Annotated in this window: 8 protein-coding genes and 2 pseudogenes; 3 read left to right on the forward strand and 7 right to left on the reverse strand. The window is 50.4% G+C overall.

Features of this window, described 5'->3' with window-relative positions; translation table 11 throughout:
* Positions 1–100: 100 nt before the first annotated feature.
* Entirely contained in the window at positions 101–15,133 is a 15,033-nt protein-coding gene (locus PPM_RS22935; RefSeq protein WP_016324741.1) for a non-ribosomal peptide synthetase, read from the reverse strand.
* Between the two features lie 1,303 nt (positions 15,134–16,436).
* Positions 16,437–16,715, reverse strand: coding sequence for a TnsA endonuclease N-terminal domain-containing protein (locus PPM_RS28045; protein WP_016324742.1), 279 nt, complete (start codon positions 16,713–16,715; stop codon positions 16,437–16,439).
* A gap of 548 nt (positions 16,716–17,263) precedes the next feature.
* Between PPM_RS28045 and PPM_RS28835 the strand changes: the two genes are divergently transcribed.
* Positions 17,264–17,347, forward strand: a complete 84-nt coding sequence (locus PPM_RS28835) for a helix-turn-helix domain-containing protein (RefSeq protein ID WP_225683805.1) — start codon at positions 17,264–17,266, stop codon at positions 17,345–17,347.
* Between the two features lie 101 nt (positions 17,348–17,448).
* Here the strand turns inward: PPM_RS28835 and PPM_RS30685 are convergent, their stop codons facing one another.
* The 3 genes and pseudogenes from PPM_RS30685 to PPM_RS22955 form a co-directional block, all read right to left on the reverse strand.
* Positions 17,449–17,634, reverse strand: a complete 186-nt coding sequence (locus tag PPM_RS30685; protein ID WP_141651601.1) for a helix-turn-helix domain-containing protein — start codon at positions 17,632–17,634, stop codon at positions 17,449–17,451.
* 447 nt (positions 17,635–18,081) lie between these two features.
* The gene (locus tag PPM_RS22950; RefSeq protein ID WP_013373230.1) at positions 18,082–19,416 is read right to left on the reverse strand and encodes an erythromycin esterase family protein; all 1,335 of its coding nucleotides are present in this window, start codon (positions 19,414–19,416) and stop codon (positions 18,082–18,084) included.
* 222 nt (positions 19,417–19,638) lie between these two features.
* Positions 19,639–20,821 (reverse strand): annotated as a pseudogene (locus tag PPM_RS22955) (serine hydrolase domain-containing protein).
* A 545-nt stretch (positions 20,822–21,366) separates the two neighbouring features.
* Between PPM_RS22955 and PPM_RS22960 the strand changes: the two are divergent.
* Both PPM_RS22960 and PPM_RS22965 read left to right on the forward strand, forming a co-directional pair.
* Positions 21,367–21,888, forward strand: a complete 522-nt coding sequence (locus PPM_RS22960; protein WP_016324743.1) for a Receptor-mediated endocytosis protein 6 — start codon at positions 21,367–21,369, stop codon at positions 21,886–21,888.
* Between the two features lie 151 nt (positions 21,889–22,039).
* Positions 22,040–22,288 (forward strand): annotated as a pseudogene (locus PPM_RS22965) (Tn3 family transposase); the annotation flags it as partial.
* A gap of 227 nt (positions 22,289–22,515) precedes the next feature.
* Here the strand turns inward: PPM_RS22965 and glmS are convergent.
* Complete coding sequence (glmS, locus tag PPM_RS22970; RefSeq protein WP_013373234.1) at positions 22,516–24,348, reverse strand: glutamine--fructose-6-phosphate transaminase (isomerizing); 1,833 nt, start codon at positions 24,346–24,348, stop codon at positions 22,516–22,518.
* 630 nt (positions 24,349–24,978) lie between these two features.
* The gene (glmM, locus tag PPM_RS22975; protein ID WP_013373235.1) at positions 24,979–26,319 is read right to left on the reverse strand and encodes a phosphoglucosamine mutase; all 1,341 of its coding nucleotides are present in this window, start codon (positions 26,317–26,319) and stop codon (positions 24,979–24,981) included.
* Positions 26,320–26,331 lie beyond the last annotated feature (12 nt).

Below are 26,331 nucleotides of genomic sequence, written 5' to 3' on the forward strand. Positions count from 1 at the left end.
GCTTGCTTTCGGCCTGCGCGTTTACGGGCTTGGACGTTGTTCGCCGTCTTCCTTGGGATGCGCGCCGCTTTCATTTGACGGCGGAGGCGCGCTTGTAGGATTAGAACGCGAATTCGATCGTATCGACGGCACTTTTTGCGCCTGCCGCCGGTTTATGACATTCAATCCGGCTTAGCTCGAGTTGTGGATTTTCCGCAATTTGAGACAGTACCCGCAGGTAATCCTCGGTCAAGGTGCGGATCATCGCTTTTTTGAACAGCTTGGTGGCGTAGAAGAAGCCCCCGCTCAGCGCCCCGTTGTTTTCATACATAAACAGCGTCAGATCGAACTTCGCTTCTTCCAAATGGTCAAGCTCGTAAGTCTTCAGGCTGACCCCTTCCAGCTCGGCGTCTCGTTCTTCGATATTTTGCAAGTCGAAAACGGCATCGAACAGCGGGAAGCGGCCCGGCTCCCGCTTCACATTCAAACGCTCCACCAGCTCCTCGAATGGATAATCCTGGTTCTCGAAAGCACCCAAAGCCGTTTCCTTCACTTCTTCCAGGTAGGACAAGAACGTTTTGTCGCCCGACGGGCGATTGCGGATCGCCAGCGTATTGACAAACATCCCGATGACCGGTTCCAAATCGGCGTTCGTTCTTCCCGCCACCGGGGTGCCCACGACCAAGTCCTCCTGCCCGCTGTACTTGGACAGCAGCACGGTATAAGCAGCAAGCAGCACCATGAACAGCGTGCTTTCACGCTCGGCCGCCAATTCGCGCAGCCGCGTAGAGAGAGAAGCTTCGACGTCGAACTCCAGATGCGCACCTTCGTAGCTGCGAGCCGCAGACCGTTCGTAGTCCATCGGCAGGTCCGCCGTCGGCAGCTCGCCTTCGAAGGTTTGCAGCCAGTAAGCTTCCTGCCGCCCGATCCGCTCTCGGTGGGCCTTCGACTGCTGCCAAACGGCATAATCCTTGTATTGAATGCGCAGTGGCGGCAGTTCTTCCCCGGCGTAGAAACTCGAGAACTCATCGATCACAATCGCCATTGATACGCCGTCGGACACCATATGGTGCATGTCGAAAAGGAGAATATGCAGGTTCGGCTCCAGTTCGATGACCCCGGCGCGCAGCAGCGGCGGCTTGCCGAGATCAAATGGACGAACGAAGCTGCGGACGATCTGCTCGATTTGAGCCGCATCCTCTTTATCCGCTTGATGATGCTCGATAGCAAAATCGACCTGCGGGTAAATCCGCTGAACCGCTTCGCCCTTCACGATTTCAAAACCGGTGCGCAGCGATTCATGCCGTGTTATCAATTTCCGCAAGGCGGCTTCCAACCGGTCTAAATCAAACTCGCCTTCCACCTGCACCAACTCCGGCATGTTGTAAAGCTGATCCGCTCCATCCAGCGTGTGCTGAATGAACAGCCGTTTCTGCGCGGAGGACAGAGGGTAGTACTCTCTCTCCTCCGCTTGAGGAATGGCCTCATGCTCCCGCCGTTCCATCCGGGCGATCGCCTCGGCCATCGCCGCAATCGTCGAGTGACGGAATACGTCGCGCAGCGGCAGGTTGACGTTTAATTCCTTAAATACCTTGCCCGCCAGCGTCGTCGCTCGCAGGGAGTGGCCGCCGATGTCGAAGAAGTTGTCGTGAACGCCAATCTCCTTCGCAAGCCCCAGCACCTCCTGCCAAATCGCCGCCAGCTTCGTTTCCAACTCATTGCGCGGTGCGACGTACTCCGTTCCGCTTCCCGCTTCCCCTTCCGGCGCTGGCAGCGCCTTCCGGTCAATCTTTCCGTTCGGCGTCAGAGGCAGGCGCTCCATCTCCACGAAGTACGACGGGATCATGTAACCCGGCAGCTCCTGCGCCAGCGCGCTGCGCAGATCGTTCACTGCCAGCTCCGCTCCGGTATCCGGCGTGTAATACGCGCATAGCGCCTTCTGCCCGTTCGCGTCACTTCGAACTAGCACCACCGCTTCGCGCACGCCTTCCACCCGCAGCAGCTGCGACTCGATCTCGCCCGTCTCGATCCGGTAGCCCCGGATTTTCGCCTGGTTGTCGATCCGGCCGATGAAGTCCACGTTGCCGTCTTCCATCCACCGCGCCAAGTCTCCCGTGCGGTACAACCGCTCGCCCGCGGCGAACGGGCTGTCTACGAACTTCTCTTCCGTCAGCTCCGGACGGTTCAAGTACCCGCGCGCCACTCCGACTCCGCCGATGACCAGCTCGCCCAGCACCCCGACCGGCACCGGATTCAGGTGCGCGTCCACGATATAGAATTTCGCATTCAGCCACGCTTTGCCGATCGGCACATTGCCTGTCTGCGGCAGCTTCGCCAGCTCTTCTTCGTAGAAGCTGGAGTCGATCGCCGCTTCCGTCACGCCGTATGCGTTGATGATCCGGAACAACGAGCCGAAGCGTTCCTGCAAGGTCCGGTAATCCGCCACGCTGCAGCTGTCCGAGCTCGTGATTAACAGCTCCAACCGACTCATATCCAGCCCCTGATCGTGCACGTACTCTAGGAACGGCACGATCAGCGCCGGTGTCGATTCGAAGATGGTGACCCGCTCCCGCTCCATCCAGTAGTGCAGACGAGACGGATCGATCCGGTCGTCCTTCGGCACAATCACCATCGTGCCTCCGTTGTACAGCGTCCGCGCGATATCTCCCACGAACACGTCGAACGAGAAGCTTGCGAGCTGCAGCAGCCGCACCGGGAACTGATCCAACTGGTATTCCCGCCGGTAGCCCGCCGCCGTGTTCACCAGGCTACGGTGCTCGATCATCACGCCCTTCGGCTTGCCCGTCGTTCCCGACGTATAGATCACGTACGCCAAATCCTCCGGACGGGCTTCATGGAAGCTGTCGGTGCCAACATGCTGATGGCTCTCATCGCTGTCGTCCACAGCATCCCTCAGCTTGCCGGAGACCATGCCCGAGCCAATCGGCGCATTCGCCCGCTCCTCGCTGTACGAAGTTTCTTTGTCCAGGTACAGCACCGCCGCCAGCGTCAGCTCCTCTTCGCCGAGCCAGGCTTCGGCGCGCTCTCGCAGCGCCGTTTGCGTCAGCAGTACCTTCGCTCCGCTGTCTTCGAGCATGAACCGCACGCGCTCCGCCGGATAATCCGGGTCCAGCGGCACATACGCCCCGCCCGCTTTCCAGACGGCCAGCACGGCCACCAGCAAGTCCACCGCACGCTCGGCGAGAATGCCGACGATCGTCTCCCGGCCGATGCCGCTTGCGCGCAGCGTAGCCGCCAAGCGGTTCGCCCGCTCGTTCAGCTCCGCATACGTCAGCCGGTCGTTCTCATACACGACGGCCGTCTCTTCCGGCGTGCGCTCCACCTGTTCCTCAAACAGCCGATGGAACGCGGCCGCAGGAGCCGCTTCCGGCTGCGCCGGGTTGAACGCGCCGAGAATTTGCTCTTTTTCCTCTGCCGTCAGCAAGTTCAGCTCGGCAATCTTCGCATCTGGACGGCTTACGATCGTTTCGAGCAGCTGCTCGTAATGTTTCGCCAGCCGTTCGATCGTCTCCCTTTTGTAGAGAGCCGTCGCATATTCGAAGCTGTAATCCAAGCCGCCGTTCTCCTCGCCCACATCCAAGCTGATATCAAACTTCGCGGTATCCAATGCGCTCGGATAAGGAATCAGGCGAAGCCCTTCCAGCTCAAATTCCTCGTTTTCCGTATTCTGCATCGTAAACAGCGTGTCGAAGAGCGGATTGCGGCTTAGATCACGGGTGACTTGCACCTTGTCCACCAATTCTTCGAACGGATAGTTTTGATGCTCGAAGGCGTGGAGGGTCGTTTCTTTGACTTCGTTCAGGTATGACAGGAATGTCTTCTCCGAAGCCGGATAACTGCGGATAGCCAGCGTGTTTAAGAAAATCCCGATCAACGGCTGCACATCTCCATGATTCCTTCCGGCAATCGGCGTACCGACGATCACGTCTTCCTGACCTGAATATTTATGCAGAAGGACGTTATACGCCGCAAGCAGCACCATAAACAGCGTCGTGCCCGTTTCCGAGGCCAGCTGCTTTAGGCCGTCGGTTTTCGAAGCGTCGAAGAAAAACTCCAGCGTTTGGCCTTCGTAGCTCTGCACGGACGGACGCGGATAATCGGTCGGCATTTCCAGCACCGGAAGCTCGCCTTGGAACATGTCCAGCCAGTACGCCTCCTGACGCTGAAGCCGTTCCTTCTGCTCCTGCGAATGCTGCCAAACGGTGTAGTCTTTGTACTGAATGCGCAGAGGCTCCAATTGCTCGCCGCCGTACAAGCGGACGAATTCTTCAACAAAGATTTCCATCGAGACGCCATCGGAAATAATATGATGCATGTCGTACATTAGAATATGACGTTCTGGAGCCAGCTCGACAAGGCCTACCCTCAGCAGCGGAGGCTTCGCCAAGTCAAACGGACGGACGAAACGGCGAACCATCTCTTCGGCCTCTTGCTCATCCACTCGATAGAACTCCACGGCAAAATTCACGTCTTGGTAAATCCGCTGCGATGCTTCGCCATCCACCATTTCGAACCCGGTGCGCAGCGTTTCATGCCGCGCCACGAGCTTACGGAACGCTTCTTCGAACCTTGCCCGGTCCAAAGCACCCTCCAGCAGCATCGCTTCCGGCATGTTGTAGCTAAGCTCCGCGCCTTCCAGTTGATTCAGGATAAAGAGACGTTTTTGAGCAAAAGATTGCGGGTACATCTCTCGGTCATCCGCCACCGGAATGGCAACGAATGTCTGCTCATCCAGCCTGGAAATGGCGGCCGCCATGCTCTCGATGGTGGAATGGCGGAACACGTCGCGCAGCGGCAGATCCACGTTCAACTCTTTATGAATCTTGCTGACCAGCGTCGTCGCCCGCAGGGAGTGGCCGCCGATGTCGAAGAAGTTGTCGTGAACGCCAATCTCCTTCGCAAGCCCCAGCACCTCCTGCCAAATCACTGCCAGCTTCGTTTCCAGCTCATTGCGCGGTGCGACGTACTCCGTTCCGCTTCCCGCTTCCCCTTCCGGCGCCGGCAGCGCCTTCCGGTCAATCTTTCCGTTCGGCGTCAGCGGCAGGCGCTCCAGCTCCACGAAGTACGACGGGATCATGTACCCCGGCAGCTCCTGCGCCAGCGCGCTGCGCAGATCGTTCACTGCCAACTCCGCTCCGGTATCCGGCGTGTAATACGCGCATAGCGCCTTCTGCCCGTTCGCGTCACTTCGAACCAGCACCACCGCTTCGCGCACGCCTTTCACCCGCAGCAGCTGCGACTCGATCTCGCCCGTCTCGATCCGGTACCCCCTGATTTTCGCCTGGTTGTCGATCCGGCCGATGAAGTCCACGTTCCCGTCCTCCATCCACCGCGCCAAGTCTCCCGTGCGGTACAACCGCTCGCCCGCGGCGAACGGGCTGTCTACGAACTTCTCTTCCGTCAGCTCCGGACGGTTCAAGTACCCGCGCGCCACTCCGACTCCGCCGATGACCAGCTCGCCTAGCACCCCAATCGGCACCGGGTTCAGATGCGCGTCCACGATGTAGAATTTCGCATTCAGCCACGCTTTACCGATCGGCACATTGCCTGTCTGCGGCAGCTTCGCCAGCTCCTCTTCGTAGAAGCTGGAGTCGATCGCCGCTTCCGTTACGCCGTATGCGTTGATGATCCGGAACAACGAGCCGAAGCGTTCCTGCAAGGTCCGGTAATCCGCCACGCTGCAGCTGTCCGAGCTCGTGATCAACAGCTCCATCCAGCTCATATCCAGCCGCTGCTCGTGCACGTACTCCAGGAACGGCACGATCAGCGCCGGCGTCGATTCGAAGATGGTGACCCGTTCCCGCTCCATCCAGTGGTGCAGACGAGACGGATCAATCCGGTCGTCCTTCGGCACGATCACCATCGTGCCTCCGTTGTACAACGTCCGCGCGATATCTCCCACGAACACGTCGAACGAGAAGCTTGCGAGCTGCAGCAGCCGCACCGGGAACTGATCTAACCGGTATTCCCGCCGGTAGCCCGCCGCCGTGTTCACCAGGCTGCGGTGCTCGATCATCACGCCCTTCGGCTTGCCCGTCGTTCCCGACGTATAGATCACGTACGCCAGATCCTCCGGACGGGCTTCATGGAAGCTGTCGGTGCCGACATGCTGATGGCTCTCATCGCTGTCGTCCACAGCATCCGTCAGCTTGCCGGAGACCATGCCCGAGCCAATCGGCGCATTCGCCCGCTCCTCGCTGTACGACGCTTCGTCGTCCAGGTACAGCACCGCCGCCAGCGCCGACTCCTCTTCGCCGAGCCAGGCTTCGGCACGCTCTCGCAGCGCCGTTTGCGTCAGCAGCACCTTCGCTCCGCTGTCTTCAAGCATGAACCGCACGCGCTCCGCTGGATAATCCGGGTCGAGTGGCACATACGCCCCGCCCGCTTTCCAGACGGCCAGCACGGCCACCAGCAAGTCCACCGAACGCTCGGCGAGAATGCCGACGATCGTCTCCCGGCCGATGCCGCTTGCGCGCAGCGTAGCCGCCAAGCGGTTCGCCCGCTCGTTCAGCTCCGCATACGTCAGCCGGTCGTTCTCGTACACGACGGCCGCCTCTTCCGGCGTGCGCTCCGCCTGTTCCTCAAACAGCCGGTGGAACGCGGCCGCAGGAGCCGCTTCCGGCTGTGCCGGGTTGAACGCGCCGAGAATTTGTTCTTTTTCCTCTGCCGTCAGCAAGTTCAGCTCGGCAATCTTCGCATCTGGACGGCTTACGATCGCCGCAAGCAAATGTCCGAAATGAGTCGACAGCCGCCGGATCGTGCTTTCTTTATAAAGAGCCGTTGCGAATTCAAAGCTGCACTCCAGGCCGCCGTTTTCTTCCGTAACATCCACACTCAGGTCGAACTTGGCCGTGCCGTATTCGCTAGGGTACGGGGACAATTTCAGCCCTTCCAGCTCAAACTCTTTATCCTCCAAGTTTTGCAGGGAGAACATCGTGTCAAACAGCGGGTTGCGGCTCAAATCCCGGCTGACCTGCACTTTATCGACGAGCTCTTCGAACGGATAATTCTGATGCTCGTAAGCGCCTAAGGTCGTTTCTTTCACTTCTTCCAGATACGACAGGAAGGTCTTCTCCGAAGCCGGATAATTGCGGAGCGCCAGCGTATTGACGAACATTCCGATCAAAGGCTGCGTGTCTCCGTGCGTTCTGCCCGCAATCGACGTTCCGACGATCAAATCGTCCTGACCTGTGTATTTATGCAAAAGCACGGTATATGCCGCAAGCAGCACCATATACAGCGTCGTTCCTCTTTGAGCGGCCAGCTGCTTCAAGCCTTCGTTCGTTGCCTCGTCCACGAAGGACGTCAGCGTTTGTCCCTCAAAGCTCTGCACGGCAGGACGCGGATAGTCCGTCGGCATTTCCAGAACCGGAAGCTCGCCGCGGTAACGATCCAGCCAGTAAGCTTCCTCGCGTTTCAACTGCACTTTTTGCTCGTCCGACTGCTGCCATACCGCATAGTCCTTGTATTGAATGCGCAAAGGCTCTAATGATTCGCCGCCGTACAGACGAACGAGTTCCTCGACTAACACGTCCATCGAAACCCCGTCGGAGACGATATGGTGCATGTCGAACATCAGCAAATAACGTTCGGCTGCCAGCTCTACGAGTTCCGCTCGCAGCAGCGGAGGCTTCGCCAAGTCGAAAGGCCGGATGAAGGCCTGCACAACTTCGGGCGCTTCTTCCTCGCTCGCATGACGGTACTCAACGGCAAAGTCGACGCTCTCGTAAATGCGCTGTACAGCTTCGCCTTGTACGATCTCAAAGCCAGTTCGTAGCGTTTCGTGCCGTGCGATCAGTCCGCGGAAAGCCTTCTCCAGCAGGCTCCGGTCAATCGATCCTTCCAGCAACAGCACGCCCGGCATGTTGTAGCTCTGATCGGCCCCTTCCAGCTGATTCAGGATAAACAGCCGCTTCTGAGCTGAGGAAAGCGGATAATATGTTCTTGCGCCTGCCAGCGGAATCGACGAGAACGACTGCTCTCCGATCCGGGAGATGGCCAGAGCCATCTCTTCGATTGTTGAGTAGCGGAATACGTCGCGCAGAGGCAGCTCAACGTTCAGCTCCTGATGCACCTTGCTCACCAGTGTCGTCGCCCGCAGGGAATGGCCGCCCAGGTCGAAGAAATTGTCCAGGACTCCAATGCCGGAGTAGCCCAGTACTTCCTCCCAGATCTTCACAAGCTGGGACTCCGTCCGGTTACGCGGCGCTACGTATTCGACGCCCGTTTGTATGCCGCCTTGCGGCTCCGGCAGCGCTTTGCGGTCCACTTTGCCGTTGGTCGTCAGCGGCATGCGCTCCAACTGCACGAAGTACGAAGGGATCATGTACCCCGGCATTCCCTGGGCCAGCGAGGTTCTCATTTCGCTGACCGTCAGCGTTCGGTCCGCCACAAAGTAGGCAACAAGCGCCTTCTCGCCCTCGCCGTCCTGACGGGCGAGCACCACCGCTTCTTCCACGCCCTCGACGTTCAGAAGCTGCGTCTCGATTTCGTCCAGCTCGATTCGGTACCCGCGGATTTTGACCTGGTGGTCGATCCGGCCCAGGTATTCGATGTTGCCGTCCGGCAGCCAAGCCGCCAAGTCGCCCGAGCGGTACAGCTTCTCCCCCTCCGCAAACGGGGAATCGACGAACTTCTCCGCCGTCAGATCCGGACGGTTCAGGTATCCTCTCGCAAGGCCTTCCCCGGCCACGTACATTTCGCCCGCTACTCCAATCGGCACAGGGCGGCGGTTTTCATCAAGGACGTACACCCTCAGCGTCGGGATCGGCTTGCCGATATTGCTCTTCGCCGCCTCCATTTCGACCCACGTGATTTCCTTATACGTCACGTGAACCGTCGTCTCGGTAATGCCATACATATTGATCAGCTTCGTCTCCGGGTACTTCGTCTTGAAGCCCTTGAGCAGCAGCGGACTCAGCGCTTCGCCCCCGAAGATGACGTTGCGAATCCGCAGATCGTACGGATGGTCCGCCAAGACCTCACGCAGCAGCTGGTAGAAGTACGTTGGTGTCTGGTTCAAAATCGTGACCTGTTCGCGGCCCAGCAGCGCCAGGAAATCGGCCGGATTTTTCGCCGTGAGCGGCGGTACGATGACCAGCTTGCCTCCGTACAGCAACGCTCCGTACATTTCCCAGACGGAGAAATCGAAGCAGAACGAGTGGAACAGCGTCCACGTGTCGGACGGCCCGAAGTCGAACAGGTTCTTGTCGTTAAACAGGAGGCGCACGACGTTCTTATGCTCGATCAGCGTTCCTTTCGGTCTGCCGGTCGTTCCCGACGTGTAGATGACATAGGCCAGGTTGCCCGGCCCGGAAATCGGCTCCAGGTTCGAAGCGTCCAGCGCATCGGCGGAGTCCGCCCCTCTGTCACCCCAAACGTAATCGTCCAATTCGAGGCGCGTTCCTGCGAAGTCGGTCTTCTCGTGCAGATGCTTTTGAATCAGCAATAACGGCGCGCCCGAATCCTCGATCATGAAGCGGATGCGCTCCTCCGGGTAGTCGGGATCGACAGGCACGTATGCTCCGCCCGCTTTGAGAATCGCCAGAATGCCGACGACCATATCGAGCGAGCGTTCGGCCAGAATCGCTACCAGCTGGTCCGCTTCTACTCCCGTCTCCCGCAGCTTCCGCGCAAGGCAGTTGGATCGCTCGTTCAGCTCGCGGTATGTCAGCTGCCGCTCGTTCATGACGGCGGCCACGTTGTCCGGGTAAAGCTCCGCCTGCTCTTCGAACAATTGAATGAGCGTCTTCCCGCGCGGAAATTCCGTGATGGTGTCGTTAAAACGTCCGAGAAGGTCGGTTTTTTCCGCCTCCGTCACAAGTTCCAGCTCGCCCACTGTAATTTCCGGGTTATCCGTCACCTGCTCCAGCAGATGGACGAGATGCCCCTTGAGCCGCTCGATGCTGTCTTTATCGAACACTTCGGCGTTAAAGTCGAACCGAATTTCGATCTCGACTCCCGGCACCACGGTCACGTTGAAGTTATAGTTCGTCTGCTCCTCCATCTGAACGTCAGCGATCGTCAGGTCGCCGTGCTGCTGGTCGCCCGCCTGCTCCATCTGCTCGTCCACCGGATAGTTCTCGAAAGCGATGATATGGTTGATTAGGTTCTGCTTTTGCACGCTGCGGGCTTGAATTTCATACAGCGGATAGTAATCATAACGCCCGGACTCCAGCGCCCGCTCTTGGAGCTTCGCCATCAGGTCGGCGAACACGGTGTCCGCTTCGCTCGTGACGCGGACCGGCACCGTATTGATGAACAGCCCGATCATGGACTCGATGCCCGGGATTTCCGCCGGTCTTCCGGCCACGACGCTGCCGAATACGGCATCGTTTGTCCCGTTATATTTTTGCAGCATCACGCCCCATGCGGCTTGCAGCAACGTATTGACCGTAACCAGGCGCTGTTTCGCCACCTGGTCCATCCGCTCGCTCAAGTCTTTGCCTAGCTCGGCGGTGACGTGATCAGCCGTAAATCTGCCGTTCGGCGCCGGTTCCTTTTGTCCCGGGAGTACGGTTTGCCCTTCATAACCTGCCAGGAATGCCGTCCAATAGCCGGATGCCGCCTGATCGTCCTGTTTCTCCAACCATTCGATATAGGCGCCATAATCCGATCCCTTATCTCCCGCTGGCTGCTTGCCGGATGCCAAGGCCGAGTACGTCTCAAACAGCTCCTGCGTCAGCTGCGGTAGGCACCAGCCGTCCATCAAAATATGCTGGAAACTCCACAGCACATGATAGCTTTGCTCTTCGGTGCGCAGGATCGTAACCCGAACGAGCGCGTCATGTTCCAGGTCGAAGCCGCGAAGCTTGTCATCCTCGGCTTTTTTATCCAAGTACGCTTGTTTCTCGTCCGACTGCAAATGAAGCAGCTCTTCATATTCAAAGCCGACCGGCTTGTCGCGGTATATGATTTGCAGCGGCTCGCCCGTTGGTCCTTTCACAAAATTCGCCCGTAGCACCAGATGACGTTTTGCAAGCTCCATCCAGCTCCTCTCGAAAAGCTGGACGTCGAGCGCTCCCCGCATCGTAAACTGCGTCTGCTCGAAGTAAGCTGCCGTTTGCTGGTCAAGCGCACTGTGGAACCACATGCCCTTCTGCATCGGCGTAAGCGAGTAAATATTTTCGATTTCCCCGAGATGTCCCGAGCGCTGGGCGATTTGCTCCAATTCCTCGATGGTCAAGCCTTTAAATTGCACGTCGCTCGGCGTCAATTCGGTGTTTTCTTTGCCTGCGCAGTGGGTAATGAGCTCTCGAAGACTTTGCTCAAGCCGCTGAGCGAAGGCTTCCATCGTTTCCTTGTGATACTGCTTCCGGCTGTAGCTGAGATCGAGCGATAAAGCGCCTTCCAGCACCATGCCGTTGATATCCAGCACAAAGCTGCGGGCCTGCCGGTCGCTGGCCGGGCTGCCGCTGGAATAAGAAGATATGCCGATCTCGTCCTGATTGACATCATCGTCGAACTGGCCGAGGTAGTTAAAATTAATTTCCGGCTCTGAGCCCCAAACAAAGCCATCCTCCGATTTGGAGAGATAGCGGCATACGCCGTACCCAAGCCCCTTGTTCGGAATGCGGCGCAAGCTTTCCTTGACCTGTTTAATCTGATAGGCCAAATCCCGGTCGGTTTCCGGCTCCAGGACGACCGGAAACTTGGTCGTAAACCAGCCGACTGTGCGCGTGATGTCGATATCCGTTCCGATCGATTCGCGTCCGTGTCCTTCGAGATTGATCCGCACCCGTTCGTGTCCCGTCCACTTGCGAACGGCTATGCCGAGCGCCGTTACCAAAATATCGTTCATTTCGGTGTTGTAGGCCCGGTGAACCCGCTTCAGCAGCAGCTCCGTTTCTTCGGGAGTCAAACGAACGAACAGCGATTCGCTGTCCTGCTGCGTCGTAACGTCCGCCTCCAGATCCTTCGGCAAGGCCGGAACCGCAATTTGTTCCACGGCCTGCCAATAGGCCCGTTCCTTCGCCATCTCCGGGCTTTGCGCGTAAGCGGCCAGCTGCTCGGACCAAGTGCGGTACGCATCCGTTTTCGCTGGGAAACGAATTTCCTCGCTTTTGCCGGCCTGCTCGTAACCCAGAGCGAAATCCTCCATCAAAATACGCCAAGACACGCCGTCCACCACGGCATGATGAACCGCGAGCAGCAAATGATCGCCGTCCGCGCACCGGAACAGTCCCGCCTTCACGAGGGCCCTGTTCTCCAGATCGATGCCCGCTTGAATGTCCGTTGCCTTCGCTTCCACAGCCTGCGCGGTATTCTCCGCATCCTTGAAGTCGAACACGTCCAGCGTGAACAGCCCGCCTTCCTGAATCGCGCGGGTCCGCGCACTAAATCCTTGTTCCATCTTGCGGAACACCATCCGCAAGGCGTCATGATGCTCGGCCAGCTTTTGCAGCACCTGACGCACCGTCTCTTCGTCAAAGCGTTCCTTCCGGTACAGCATCACCGACTGGTTGAAATGATGCGGGTCCGCAAAGGAGCTCTCGAAAAACCAATGCTGAATCGGCGTCAGCGCCGTTTCACCCGTTATTTCGCCTTGATCGATGGTACGTCCGATCGGTTTCACATGCAGGCTGAGCTGTGAGATAGTCGGATATTTGAACAAATCCCGGATTTCCAGCTTGTACCCGGCTTGATGAAGCCGCGAAGATACTTGAATGGACTTGATCGAGTCTCCGCCCAGCTCGAAGAAGTGATCCGTTACCCCAACGCGATCGGCGTTCAATACCGCCTGCCACACATCGGCAAGCGTCCGCTCGGCTTCATTGCGAGGAGCTACGTACGCGCCGCCGGTCAGCGCATTTCCTTCCGGAGCAGGCAAAGCCTTGCGGTCGATTTTGTCGTTCGGCGTGAGCGGCATCCGCGGAAGCTGAACAAAATGCGCCGGAATCATGTAATTCGGCAATTTTTGCGCCAGCGCGCTTCTCAGCTCGCCGAGCGTAAGCGGGCGGCCCGCGACCAGGTAAGCGCACAGTTCTTGCCCGTTTTTGCCTTCCCGCGCGATTACGATCGTCTCCTGCACGGAGTCGATCTTCAGAAGCTGCTCTTCAATCTCGCCGATCTCGATCCGGAATCCACGGATTTTCACCTGATGGTCAATCCGGCCCAAGTACTCAATATTTCCGTCCGGCAGCCAGCGGGCCAAGTCGCCCGTCCGGTACAGTCTCTCTCCGGGCTCAAACGGGTGTTCGATGAATTTCTCCGCCGTCAGATCCGGCCGGTTCCAATATCCCCGGGCGAGGCCGACGCCCGCGATGCACAATTCCCCTTCCACTCCGATAGGCGCCAGTTGATTCTGTGCGCCCAGTATATACAAGCGATGGTTCCAGATCGGACGTCCGATCGGTATCGCTCTGCGTTCGGTGTCATACGTAGACGCCGCCCACACGGATGTGGCGATCGAGGCTTCCGTCGGACCGTACGCGTTATAGTATTGTACCTTGTCTTTCCACTGCTGCACGAATTCGGCTGAAACGGCGGAGCCCGCCGTGATGAGCCTGCTCAGACTCGGCAGGCGGTCTGAATTCAAATAAGCCGCATAAGTTGGCGGCAAAGTGGCGATCGTAATTGCATGCTCGTTCATGAAACGTTCGAACAGCTGATCATCCAAAATCGTCTCGGTTGACGGTATATATAAGGTCGCCCCGAAATATAGAGCGTTGAACATCTCCCAGCACGACGCATCGAACGATAGGCTGGCGAATTGGAGCACTCGATCCTGTTCGGTCGTGTGAAGCGTATGGGCAAACGTCAGTTTCAGGCTGACCAGCCCGCGATGCTCCAGCATGACCCCTTTGGGTTTGCCCGTCGTACCTGATGTATAGATGACATAAGCCAGATCATTCGGACCGCTGGCCGGATCCAGGTTCGAGCCATCGTCGCTGTAGGCCTGCTCGTCATCCAGCGCCACCACGGTCCCTTCGAACGGCACCTGCTGCTGCAGCTCCCTTTGCGTCAGCAACAGCTGCGCGTTCGAGTTCTCCAGAATGTAGCGGATGCGTTCTTCCGGGTATTCCGGGTCGATCGGCACGTAGGCACCGCCAGCTTTCAGAACCGCCAGAATGCCAACGACCGTCTCCAGCGATCTCCTGGCCATCAAGCCTACCAGCTGATTGGGCAGCACGCCGACCGATCGCAGCGTCCGCGCCAGCCGGTTTGCCCGTTCGTTCAGCTCCGCGTACGAAAGACGACGCCCCTCAAAGACAACCGCCGTCGCTTCGGGCACCCGCTTCGCCTGCTCCTCCACGAGCTGATGAATCGTCCGATCACGGGGATAGTCCTTCTCGGTATCGTTAAAGCTTTGCAGCAATTGAAATTTCTCGTCCTCCGACAGCATGTCCGCCCGCACAATGTCCAGCTCCAACTCGTAAAGCCCCACGGCCAGCAGGCGATTCAGATGGCCGACGACCCGCGTCATAAACTCGGAGTCATATAAGTGCTCGTTATATGACAGCGCTAGCTGTATCGTCCCGCCGGTTAAGCTAAATTCAAAGGAACAATCCGTGACCACGTTTTGCCCGATTTCGTCCAGATGCAGCTCCTTAAGGGATACTAGCGTATGGACGACGGGTATCCCGTCTGCATATTGCAGGTCCAGCTTCTCTGTCATTTTTAAGAATGGAATATGTTGATGCTGAATCGCTTCCGGCAAGGAAGTCCTCAGCTCGCTCAGAAGCGTTTTAAAAGTCGCACCCGCCGAAAGCGAGTTTTTCAAAATGGCCGTATGATTAACGGATCGGCGCGTCTCCGTCGGTTTCCGTACAACCGGCATGCCGACCAGAATGTCAGAAGCGCCCGTATATTTATGCAAGAGCGACTGAACACCTGCGAGCAAAATCATAAAAGTGGCCAGCGGAGCGCCCTTGCTCATTTGAAGGACGCGCTGCGCCACTTCCTCCGAAAGCGAACCGCCGACGGTTGTCATAATGGGCTCCAGGGAGCTTGGAGCTTTGCTGTAAGGCAGCCGCGTCAAGGTATAATCGTCGCTACCGAATTTTTCGTTCCAAAACAACGTTTCTTTTTCAAAAGCCATCTGGATCGTTCCCCTCTCTTCATCGGTAAAAGCAATCCGGCGGAGCATATGCCGCAGCAACGCTTCAGCCTCGCTCCCCGCCTTTTCAAACATGTGACAATAATGTCAATGGCTTTCGCCAGGTCACCGCTTCGCTTGCCCGGTTGATCGCATGCGGCAATCCTCTGCCTAGCAGCTGTCCCGCTCGGCTGCTATGCGTGAAAGACAACTAAGAGCATCGTTCTACGCAAGAGATGCGGGTGCTTAAATATGCTTGCTGCGGACGAGCCGCCCGAAGACGGGCTTTGGTTTAACATTGGGTTTGGAATTGGATTTGGGGGTGGACAAGGGATGTTCCTCCCATCGATGTAAGGCTTGCTGTAGGGTTCCGGCCGGCCAGCAGGAAGTCGGCCGTACCTCCAGATTCGGCACCGGAGCTGCCTTTGTCGAAGCCTATGTTTAAGGGATATTGATACACTCTATGTACGATTTGTGTATTCCCCCGTCTGGTGTGGATAAGTAAAGATACGGCTGCGGGGTAGTGAGCTTTTCCTGACGATTAGATGTGACGATGGGTCTGCATGAGGCTCAAAGAATGCTCCGTATGGCATGAACGGGACAGTCTTTATATTGGAAGTAAATTACATCTCTTCAAAAATGATCACGCGCTTCATCCTCCATTGGAATTGGGATAAGGTTGGCTTCATCCTTTCTGAACCTTCTGACGTCATGGAGCAACATATTCTCGGCTGTCATTTTCCACAATTGTCGGTCTCCGCATGCCTGCTTGCTGGGTAGCCAGTGGATTGGTTTCTCGCGCACAGCTTGCATAGATATAAAAACCATCTAATTCTATTTTCTATCATAATTGGAAAGGTAACCTAGGTAGAATTATATCAAAATTTCCAAGAATGTATAGTAAAACTTTAGTTAAATTGGGTCTGTCCAACATAAAGTGTTAATATTTTGCCTAAAAAAAGCGAATGGAGAAGAAACGCTGGGAATGGTTTGCCATCAATCGAGGAATTCGACGCGTGTTGACATTCAGGCGGGGTGCCGGCCGATTTGGGAGATCTTCCCTGGAGACATTTTCTGCCGGTGCTCCGAATCCTTGCGCTTTGCGATCTATTTTCTAAAATAATCATGGATTGTAGATTAGGCTGTATTAGATGAGTCATATCCACTACCAATAGCGATTCGCTATTAAATATTTCACAATTTGCATGCAGTACCCACTTGGTAAACCAAATAATTCATCTTGTTCTTTGTCACTTTCGCAAGTGGTTTTTCACTTTGTTGAATAGCACAATAGAGATTATCTTCGAGACTATTTATATGGTGATTTGACAATTTATCGTTGTTTTTAGCATTATGAAGCGATTCGACATTCCTAACCAAATTGTAGTTTATCTGTCTTTCAGTAATAAGTGCCCCACTCTATCTTTTGATCTTTAAAGAACTCTTTTTCAATCTGTAATTTCTCTACAACTCGTTTTGTCAACTTGTTAGAAGGTTTGATAGAATGTGCAATAAATTTTATACTTTCTTCTTGTTTTACTGTAAGTAACATATCTGTAGTCATAATGATGGGAAGCTTATTCTTGGGGTCAGTTGGATGTTTAATGCCTAACTTTTGTGCAATATAGAGGGTTTTATCTAGAGGTAATAAAGGAAATTGTTCGCGAATATCAATCACTTGCTCTGACCACTCCATTTAGTAATGATGTGCCAATTCAAAGTGTTCAGACAGATAATGGTGAAGTCGACCACTTTTCCAACCAAGAATTCGAGTAACTATCCCTATTGAAGGTACATCATGTATAGTCAACCAAGGTTTATATTCCGAAAAGTGGCCTTGACCTCTTCCTTCTTTGATTTTCCGTTGAATAGATGCTATAGAGTTACTTGATCGAATTTTGCTCATTATTCACCTTCTTTTTAGAACTACTAAATCAGAGTAAAGTTCAATTATCTTTTTCTACTCCTAAGATATATTTTAGTTTTACTTCAAAATACAAATGTAGAATATAACAACTCACAGCTTTATACAATAGCAAAGTAATATTTTTTAGATATATTTTACTTCGTAGCCTATTCATAGGCTACTCGTAGGGTACAGTAGGGCATGAATAAACTATAATATGGGCTATAAGTAGGTATAATTAGTAAGCAGATGGGGCGGGTAAAACCTATTTGATTTAATAGAGATGAATTCATGAATACTTTGGAACAGCGATGTAAAAATTGAGACTAATCCATAAATGGACACAAAAGGAAATTTCTAATAAGATCGGGGTAACTAAACAGGTTGTTTCTAATTGGGAGTGAAACGTAGCGCGGCCTGAAATTAATCATTTAATATCTTAAGCAAAGGTTTTTGACGTTACAACTGATTATTTACTTTGTATTGCTAATCGAATGACGTTCCCCTACTGTGTGGGCTCAATTGCTACAGGCGTATCTCCAAAGATTAACCACTCTATATGGGAATTGAAGTTTTCTTTAATTGCTATAAGTATATCTTGCTCCAGCTCACTCAACGTTCCTTGAGAAATTCCAATTATATTTGCAAACTTTATTTGATTTAAGTTGTTTGTTTTTCTAATAGTTCGAATTCGTTAGCCTATTGTAGACATAATTGCCTTCCTAAGCTAAAAAGATCCCGATATATCATCGGGATCTTTCTTGATGTTTGTAAAATGACTAGTTCCACACTTTTTTATCACCAGACATTTGTTTACAGACAATAAAGTTGTGTACCTAACTCCATTTTTTTGTAATAAACCATCCATAAAACAGAAGCCGCCCTTAAAGGTTGTTTGGAACTTCCTTTGAGGGCGGCTATTGTGCATCTACCTATGTTAAATCTCTAAGAGTTACAGCATTCCAACACAAACGGATTGCACTACTAACGCTCTCACTGCTTAACTCGAAGATTCCATGTAGATGGGCCTTCAGCATATAAACAAATGTCCCAAGTTCGATAACCCGATTCCAACGAAATTCAAACTTTTCACGAATCGTTGTGCCCTTAAGCAAGCCTTCTCGCACATTATTACAAATTATTGATGTAGTTGAGATGGACTTACTTTTTGAATTTGAACAAGTATATCAAACGTTTTACCTAATGATATATCAACAGTTTTTGGTATACCAGGGCCTTCTTTAGTTATTCCAGCGAAAATTTGATGTTGTTCGTTTAACCAAGTTTTTGTCACTCCGTTCGCCTTACGTAAATCAATAAAAAATTGATCTTTTTTGACCTGTCCAAAAATGTAATTATAACTGTTTGGATCATCTGATTTTAATATTCCATATGGGCCAAATTTACCATCATTATTATAAACATTATATTGTCCTTTATAAACTGATGTTCCAATAGATACATACCGTTTTCCATAATATTCTGCTAAATGCTGCCCAGCTACTTTAGGGTATATAAATGGAATCATATTTGTTTTCGAAACGTGTCCATTATGTCCCCAAACTATGGTTTTCCCTAAATGTTCTTCAGTCCACTTCGCATTTTCATACATTGCAATATCATGTTTCAAATAAAAATCCGATGGTTTATCAGGGGATGTTCCTCCTAACATTGTAGTAAACTGTTCAATAATACGAGCATTTTGTTTTATCCATGCGAATTCTTTGGATTTTCCGTTTAGATAACTTTTATTTTGTTCTAATAAAGCACTGATTTGTTTAGCATCTGAAATATACTTTTCTTTTTCTTCTTTCGTAAGGCTCTCAAAAGTATTCATATCCTTTGTTACAGGAATAAGACCTTTTATCTTCTCTTCTACTCTTGGCACAAGATCTGAATTGTTTCTTTTTATATATTCTCTTATATTATTATAAACATTCTCGTTTACTGATTGAATATCCATCCCAATGATACGCACTTTAGATTTATGTTTTGGATTAGCATTATATTGTCGAATCCAACTAAGTAGATCTAACATTTCTTTTGTGTTAAATTCAGGTGATAGATGTTGGCTTGGGTTTCCCTTACCAGTAAGAACATATCGATCAAGCTCCAAAGCTCTGTCCCATCCCTCTTCTAAAACTAAGTTGGTGAATCCCTTTTCAGATACTAAAAAATTAACAATGCGTTGTTTCATTGTAAAAATTTCATGAGCCCCATGCGTAGCTTCACCTAAACCTACAATTGAAGCTGAACCTACCATATTCTTAAGTGGTTTTAAATCATTAAAAGATGCAGTTGGATTAGTTGTTTTTAAAGGCTTTGCATGCATTTCTAACCATTCCGCTATTTGATTTGTATTATAGGGAGCTGTAACAGAAACTCCTGTTTTCGAGTCTGCATAAGTACTTCCTACAAAATTAGTCACTATTATAGCAGAAACACCAAGTGCAATAATCATTTTCTTTTTCATAAAACCCTCCTAAAATACTTATTTGTTAGTTTTTTGACATGCTCTAAGGACCAGGGGATACTTCAAGACCCTAGTTTGATGGCGACGTGGCGGGACCTCATGCCTATCAACTTAAGAACTTGCTTTATTCAAATTTTTTTAGAGTAAGTTGTTTTTTGAACCAGAAAGGCATATTTTTAACTATAAAAACTATGACAAAATTTATCCGGTTTTCCTTTTTGCCTACTTGCTAAATTCAGCAAGTAAAATATTTTTAAATGGATCAGGACTATCAGCTTTAAGGCTGTTCAAATTGACGGCCAATGTATGCTTGCCTCCAAGTGTGCCACCAGCAAAAGTGGTAAACCCTAGAACGCTACCTTTGTGTCCCCATATCGAGACACCGTTTGGAAGCTTAGTTTCAAAGATCCCAAGACCATATCCGGTTCCTTCTCTATCTGTAGGAACTGTAGTAAGCATTTGTTTTAGTTGCTGTTCCTTCAGTAATTTACCACTGAGTAAGTAAGAGAAGAATTTGTTTAAATCGTCAGCAGTAGAAATCATATCTCCATCCGAGCTACCTGGGTTAATATAAGTAACGTCTTTTAGCTCACTTGCTCCGTCTAGTTGGAAATAGCCACGGGCATGCTTGGTGCCTGGAATCACACTTGAATTGCCCGGTAGGAATGTATTTGACAAATCAAGCGGTTCAATAATCCGATTTTCAACCTCTTCCGCATAGCTGTTTCCAGTTACTTTTTCAATAAGGATCCCCAGTATTACGTATCCTGTGTTTGAATAAGACCAACCCTTTCCTGGGGCAAAGTCTGGGGGAAGAGAAATCCCCATCTTTACGAATTCTTCAGCCGTATACGATTTTTTTGTATCCGTATAATCAAAGTCTTTTGAATTTACATAGTCAGCGATACCACTTGTATGATTCAATATCTGCCGGATAGTAATTTGGTTACCATCATATCCGTTTCCTTGAATGACACCAGGCAACCATTTTTCAATGGGGTCGTCTAGATTCAAGCGGTTCTCTTCAGATAATTGAAGTAGAACTGTTGCAATGAATGTCTTCGTCACACTGCCAATGCGAAAACGAAAATCTGTTTTCATCGGTTTCTTGGCTCTCAGATCCGCTATCCCAGCAGCATAACTCCATGTTTTTCCACTCTTATAAATTTCAGCAAGTATCCCAGGGTATCCAAGTTGTAGTGTATTCCGCATTGCTTGCTTAGCAGAAGTACAATCTCGTTGGGTACTTGTTTGTAACAAACTAGATACATTTTGAGTGGGCTCTGCTTTTACAATTGAGGTTGGTGTTGTGTATAACAGAAAACTTCCAATCATTAAAAGAACTAAACCTGTAGATGTAATTTGACAATGCTTTTTCATAAAGATATTCTTCTCCTCTATTCATATTGTATCGGTAATTATCTGCTGTTTTAGGGCAAGAGTGGATTTGCAATTATCTTTACTCATTATTATTTTCACAAACGCTATTGTGTCCTAACAAACGGTAAATTCCTTTTTTTCCACATGTATGTTAACCCTAGAAATTACTTATTTCCCTTAAAACACTCTTGTTACTGGTTTGTTTTTCATAAATAGGTCAAACCTGTTTCCCCTTTCACGCCTCGTTAAATTTTTATCATACACAATGAAAATCCCCTCCTCATTTATGTTAATGTGTTAAAACTACCTCTGTGATTCTAGGTGTTTTTCTGTCACATACGGTAGTGTCAAAATGTCACGCTATATAAATCCTAATATTGTTCGGAGTTAATAACTCAATTCAGATGTCGCTGTCAGTGAAGCTGATGATTTGGCTGTGTTGAGTTATAATTACACAATTACGTAGCAGGAGAAGATGGACAAGAAAAACTTCAAAAATGTTGAAATACTACTGAAGTTTTTCGCTTAATTAATGGCGAATGGCGTGTCACAAGAAAGATATTAACGGAGATGATGGAATCTCCACCGGATTTCTTTCAAATCCAAACAAAAAGTCCTCTGGTGGTCAGAGACCTCGATATACTATTAGAATTGCAGCAACGTTGTGAATTATTAGTTTCTATGACTATTGAAACAGACCGAGAAGATGTAAAGCCACTTTTTGCACCTTTAGCTCTAGGGATCAACCAGCGCTTAAAGGCTCTTAGAAATGTCCATGCAGCAGGAATTAATACACAGGCATCCATTTCTCCTCTTTTGCCCTTAACGCCAGATTTCCCCAAAAGATTACAGAGGATTGTTGATCGAATATATATTGATTCGCTGAACATTGGAGATGGTTTAAAGGGGAAGCGATCCGTGCAATTGGGTATGCCTTTGTTGTTTCAGCGAAATGGGTTTTCTAAATGGTATCAGCCTGATATTCATTTAAAAACGAACAACTATTTTAATAAATATTTTGACGAAAAGATTATATTCTTATCTTCTAGTAGAGAGTATCCTCTAAAAGGGAAAATATGTATAATTAATTAATCTACAGGAAATCGGACAGTCATATCCTCTACTCCAATCTGGACGGTAATTCTATCAGTTACATTCTTATACATACAAAAAGAGCAGCCTGTTTAGCTGCTCTTTTTGTATGTATAAGATATTGAGTTTTCATCAGTTGAATTTCCTAATAGTTTCAACGCTTCACGTAGATGCGAAGTCCCATTACGGGACGGGAAAAGGAGCTACGATTTATCGGTTCGTGAGCGACCAATTTTCCATTTTCTTCACGAAAGTCATCAATACGAACACTCGGGATACCGTACACGTCATCGACGGTTTGCTCCACCATGAAACGGACTTGGCCATCGAGGTGCATTATACGGATACAGCCGATTACACCAATCAAGTCTTTGGTTTAACGCATTTGCTCGGATTTCGCTAACAGGAAAGGATTCAAAAACTTTTGACTTGTTATGCATTTTATATGCGCTCTGATTGAAACCTAAGCAGTCACCCTCTGAATGTAATAAAAAGCCCGATGATACGTGCTCATCGGGCTTTTTATTACATAGTTATCAAGAAGAGATATTCTTGTTATCCGTCATTAATAATTAGTATACAACTTTATTGTCTGTACGCAACATTAATTTAGAATTTTATTAATGCTTATTCTACAGTAACACTTTTCGCCAGGTTACGTGGTTTATCAACATCATGACCCAGTGCAAGTGATGCATAGTAGGCTAACAATTGGAGAGCTATAACTGAAATGGCAGCCGACAGAATCGGAAGTGTTTTTGGAATTGCAAATACTTGATCCACGGATTTCAGTAGCTCAACAGCGTGCTCTTCATACGTGATTGCAAGCACGTCACCGCCACGAGCTTTAACTTCCTTAATGTTGCTCACGGTTTTTTCCAACACGGATTCCTGAGTTACCAAAGCGATAACTGGAATTCCCTCTTCGATCAATGCCAGTGTACCATGCTTCAACTCACCCGCAGCATATGCCTCGGAATGAATGTAGGAGATTTCCTTGAGTTTCAGGGAACCTTCCTGTACTACAGCATAGTCCTGACCACGACCAATAAAGAACAGGTGCTTGTTGCTAGCGATTTGCTCAGCATAGGCTTTGATCGCATCTGCTTTACTCAACATCTCTTCTACTTGCTCTGGCAGTGATTCCATAGCAGCCAGCACATGAGCTACTTGCTCATCCGTTTGTGTGCCGCGTACTTGAGCCAGATACAGACCCAACAGATAAAACGCAATCAACTGGGAAGAATACGCTTTGGTGGAGGCTACGGCAATTTCCGGTCCTGCCAGTGTAACCAACACATCATCTGCATCACGGGCGATGGAACTACCAACTACGTTTGTAATCGCCAGTACATGCGCTCCGTTTGCTTGTGCTTCACGCAGTGCTGCCAAGGTATCAGCAGTTTCACCGGATTGACTCACCACGATCACCAATGTCTCAGGTGTTACGATAGGAGAACGGTAGCGATACTCGGAAGCTACATCGTTTTCTACCGGAATACGAGCCATACTTTCAATAACCGTACGACCAATCAAACCAGCATTGTAAGCTGTACCACACGCTACAATTTGAATGTTGCGGATATTTTTAATTTGTTCTTCTGTCAGCTTCAGCTCTGGAAGAACAACCTTTTTAGTGTCTTTATCGATACGGCCCAACATTGTATCACGGTAAGCCTTAGGCTGTTCGTGAATTTCTTTCAACATGAAATGCTCATATCCGCCTTTTTCCGCTGTTACAGCATCCCATTCGACATGAATCATTTCCCGAGAAATAAATTGGCCTTCGATTGTCATTAATTCGACAGCATCACTAGTCAGAACAGCCATTTCGCCATCGTTCAAAATAAATACATTGCGTGTATATTTCAGAATAGCCGGAATATCGGAACCGATAAAGTTCTCGCCTTCTCCCACACCAATAACCAGCGGGCTGGCTTGGCGAACAGCTACCAGCTTATTAGGCTCGTGCTCGGTCAGCACTCCCAGTGCAAAAGCACCGCGCATAAAGGTAATTGCTTTTTGTACTGCTTTAACAATATCTCCTTCATACTCACGCGCTACCAGATGGGAAATAACTTCTGTGTCCGTTTCGGAAATAAAGGTATGACCTTCGCCGATCAGCTGTTCCTTCAGTTCCAGATAGTTCTCAATAATTCCGTTGTGAACTACAGAAAACTTTTGGCTCTCATCCAAATGTGGATGGGAGTTTTCATCAGAAGGTTTACCGTGTGTTGCCCAACGTGTATGTCCGATGCCTGCATGGCCTACCAACGGTGTACCATCCAGTTTAGCTTCCAGATTCGCCAGACGACCTTTTGCCTTGGCTACTTGCAGTCCTGAATCTGTAAACACAGCAATACCCGCAGAATCATACCCGCGATATTCCAGCTTCTTCAGTCCGTCAATCAATACCTCTTGCGTATTCTGATTACCAATATATCCTACAATGCCACACATATTCGTTATCCTCCCGATCATCATTTCACAAGACGACTCATCACAGGACTAACGTGTGCGGTAGATTGTGGAATAAAGTTCATTCATCTATGAAGTTGTCAATGATAACTATAGAATTTACAGGCATCTCTTCACGAATGTAACGAAATTCCCAAACCGCGCACGCCAATGATGATGGCCGCACATTCATGAAATGAATCTTATAATTTAGGTTATAAAATAATTTGGGCATCTACCGGTGCGTTGTGTAAACAGTTGCCTGTTCATTTTCCGCTGCCGGTTTACGGGTTGATGCTTCACCGGAAGGTCCCCGCCGAATGTTTCGAACACCTTCACCTCGTCAGCTTGCTTTGTCGTGAACCGATGCGAGCAATATCATCTCAACGGAATCTATTGCTTCTCCACCAAGTTCCCCCGCACAAAATCAAGCTCTGGCGCTTGTATTACGTTACCTCACAACCCTCGCTTTCTCTAATTGAGTCACAACATCCCTATATTATATTCAGCAGAGCATCATTTGGCAATGACACTTTATTCATAATTACATCCTAAAGGCGTTAAATCCTTAGTGAATAACCGTAAATGCGGTTGCCTGCTTATGTTTAACAGGCAACCTACGTTTACAAAATTTTAAACTAATTCTTTTTTCACGACATCTACGATCTGTCCGACGAATTGCTCCAGCTCATCTTTGTCCGGGCCTTCGGCCATTACACGAATAAGCGACTCTGTACCTGAAGCACGGACCAATACACGCCCATTATCGCCCAATTGTTGTTCCACCTGCTCAATGGCTTCTGCAATCGCAGGATTCCCCTCGTAATTGCGTTTGTCCTGCACACGTACATTCACAAGCACTTGCGGATATTGTTTCATAAGCGATTTTAGCTCGCTCATCTTCTTGCCGGAAGCTTTCAGGGTATCTACCAACTGAATCCCCGTCAGCATGCCATCACCTGTCGTATTGTGGTCTAGGAAAATAACATGACCAGACTGCTCACCGCCCAGATTAAATCCACCCCGACGCATTTCTTCCATCACATAACGGTCTCCGACCGCAGTTTTTGCAGTCTTGAGAGCCAGCTTTTCAGTAGCTTTATAAAAACCGATATTACTCATTACTGTCGATACAATGGTGCTGTCCTTGAGTTTTCCAGCGCGGTTCATTGCATCTCCGCAAATACAGAGAATGTAGTCTCCATCTACCTCTTCCCCGTTCTCATCAATTGCGATCAGGCGATCAGCATCGCCGTCAAAGGCAAGCCCAATATCCGCTTTCAAGCGGCGCACTTCCTCTTTCAGCTTTTCAGGATGAGTCGAGCCACAATGATCATTGATATTCAATCCGTTTGGCTCCGCTCCGATCGTGTGCACTTCAGCTCCCAAATCCGCAAAAAGCTTCGGCGCCAGCTCATAAGCTGCTCCGTTTGCACAGTCCAATACAATTTTTAGACCTTCAAAAGAATGACTAATTGTTGTTTTCAAAAACTCCAGATAATCGTAGCGGGAATGCTCGTCTACAACAACCGTGCCCAACCCGCTGCCAATCGGACGAGGCAATTGGTCTTCTTTTGCATCCATAAGCTCTTCAATTTTCAATTCCGTTTCATCGGTTAATTTAAACCCATCGCCGCCAAAAAACTTAATCCCGTTGTCCTCAACAGGATTGTGAGATGCTGAGATCATTACACCAGCGTCCGCTTTCAATTGCCGTGTAAGATATGCCACCCCAGGCGTCGAAACGATACCTAGGCGAACCACATTAGCCCCAATGGACAACAACCCGGCTACCAGTGCCGATTCCAACATCAGCCCGGATATCCGTGTATCCATACCAATCACAACTGTCGGTTTCTCTACATTACCTGCTAAGACATATCCGCCGCAGCGGCCAATGCTATATGCCAGTTCGGCTGTTAGTTCCTGATTAGCAATGCCTCGTACACCATCTGTACCAAAATATTTCCCCATGTAAAATGACTC

The organism is Paenibacillus polymyxa M1 (assembly GCF_000237325.1).
Lineage (GTDB): Bacteria > Bacillota > Bacilli > Paenibacillales > Paenibacillaceae > Paenibacillus > Paenibacillus polymyxa_C.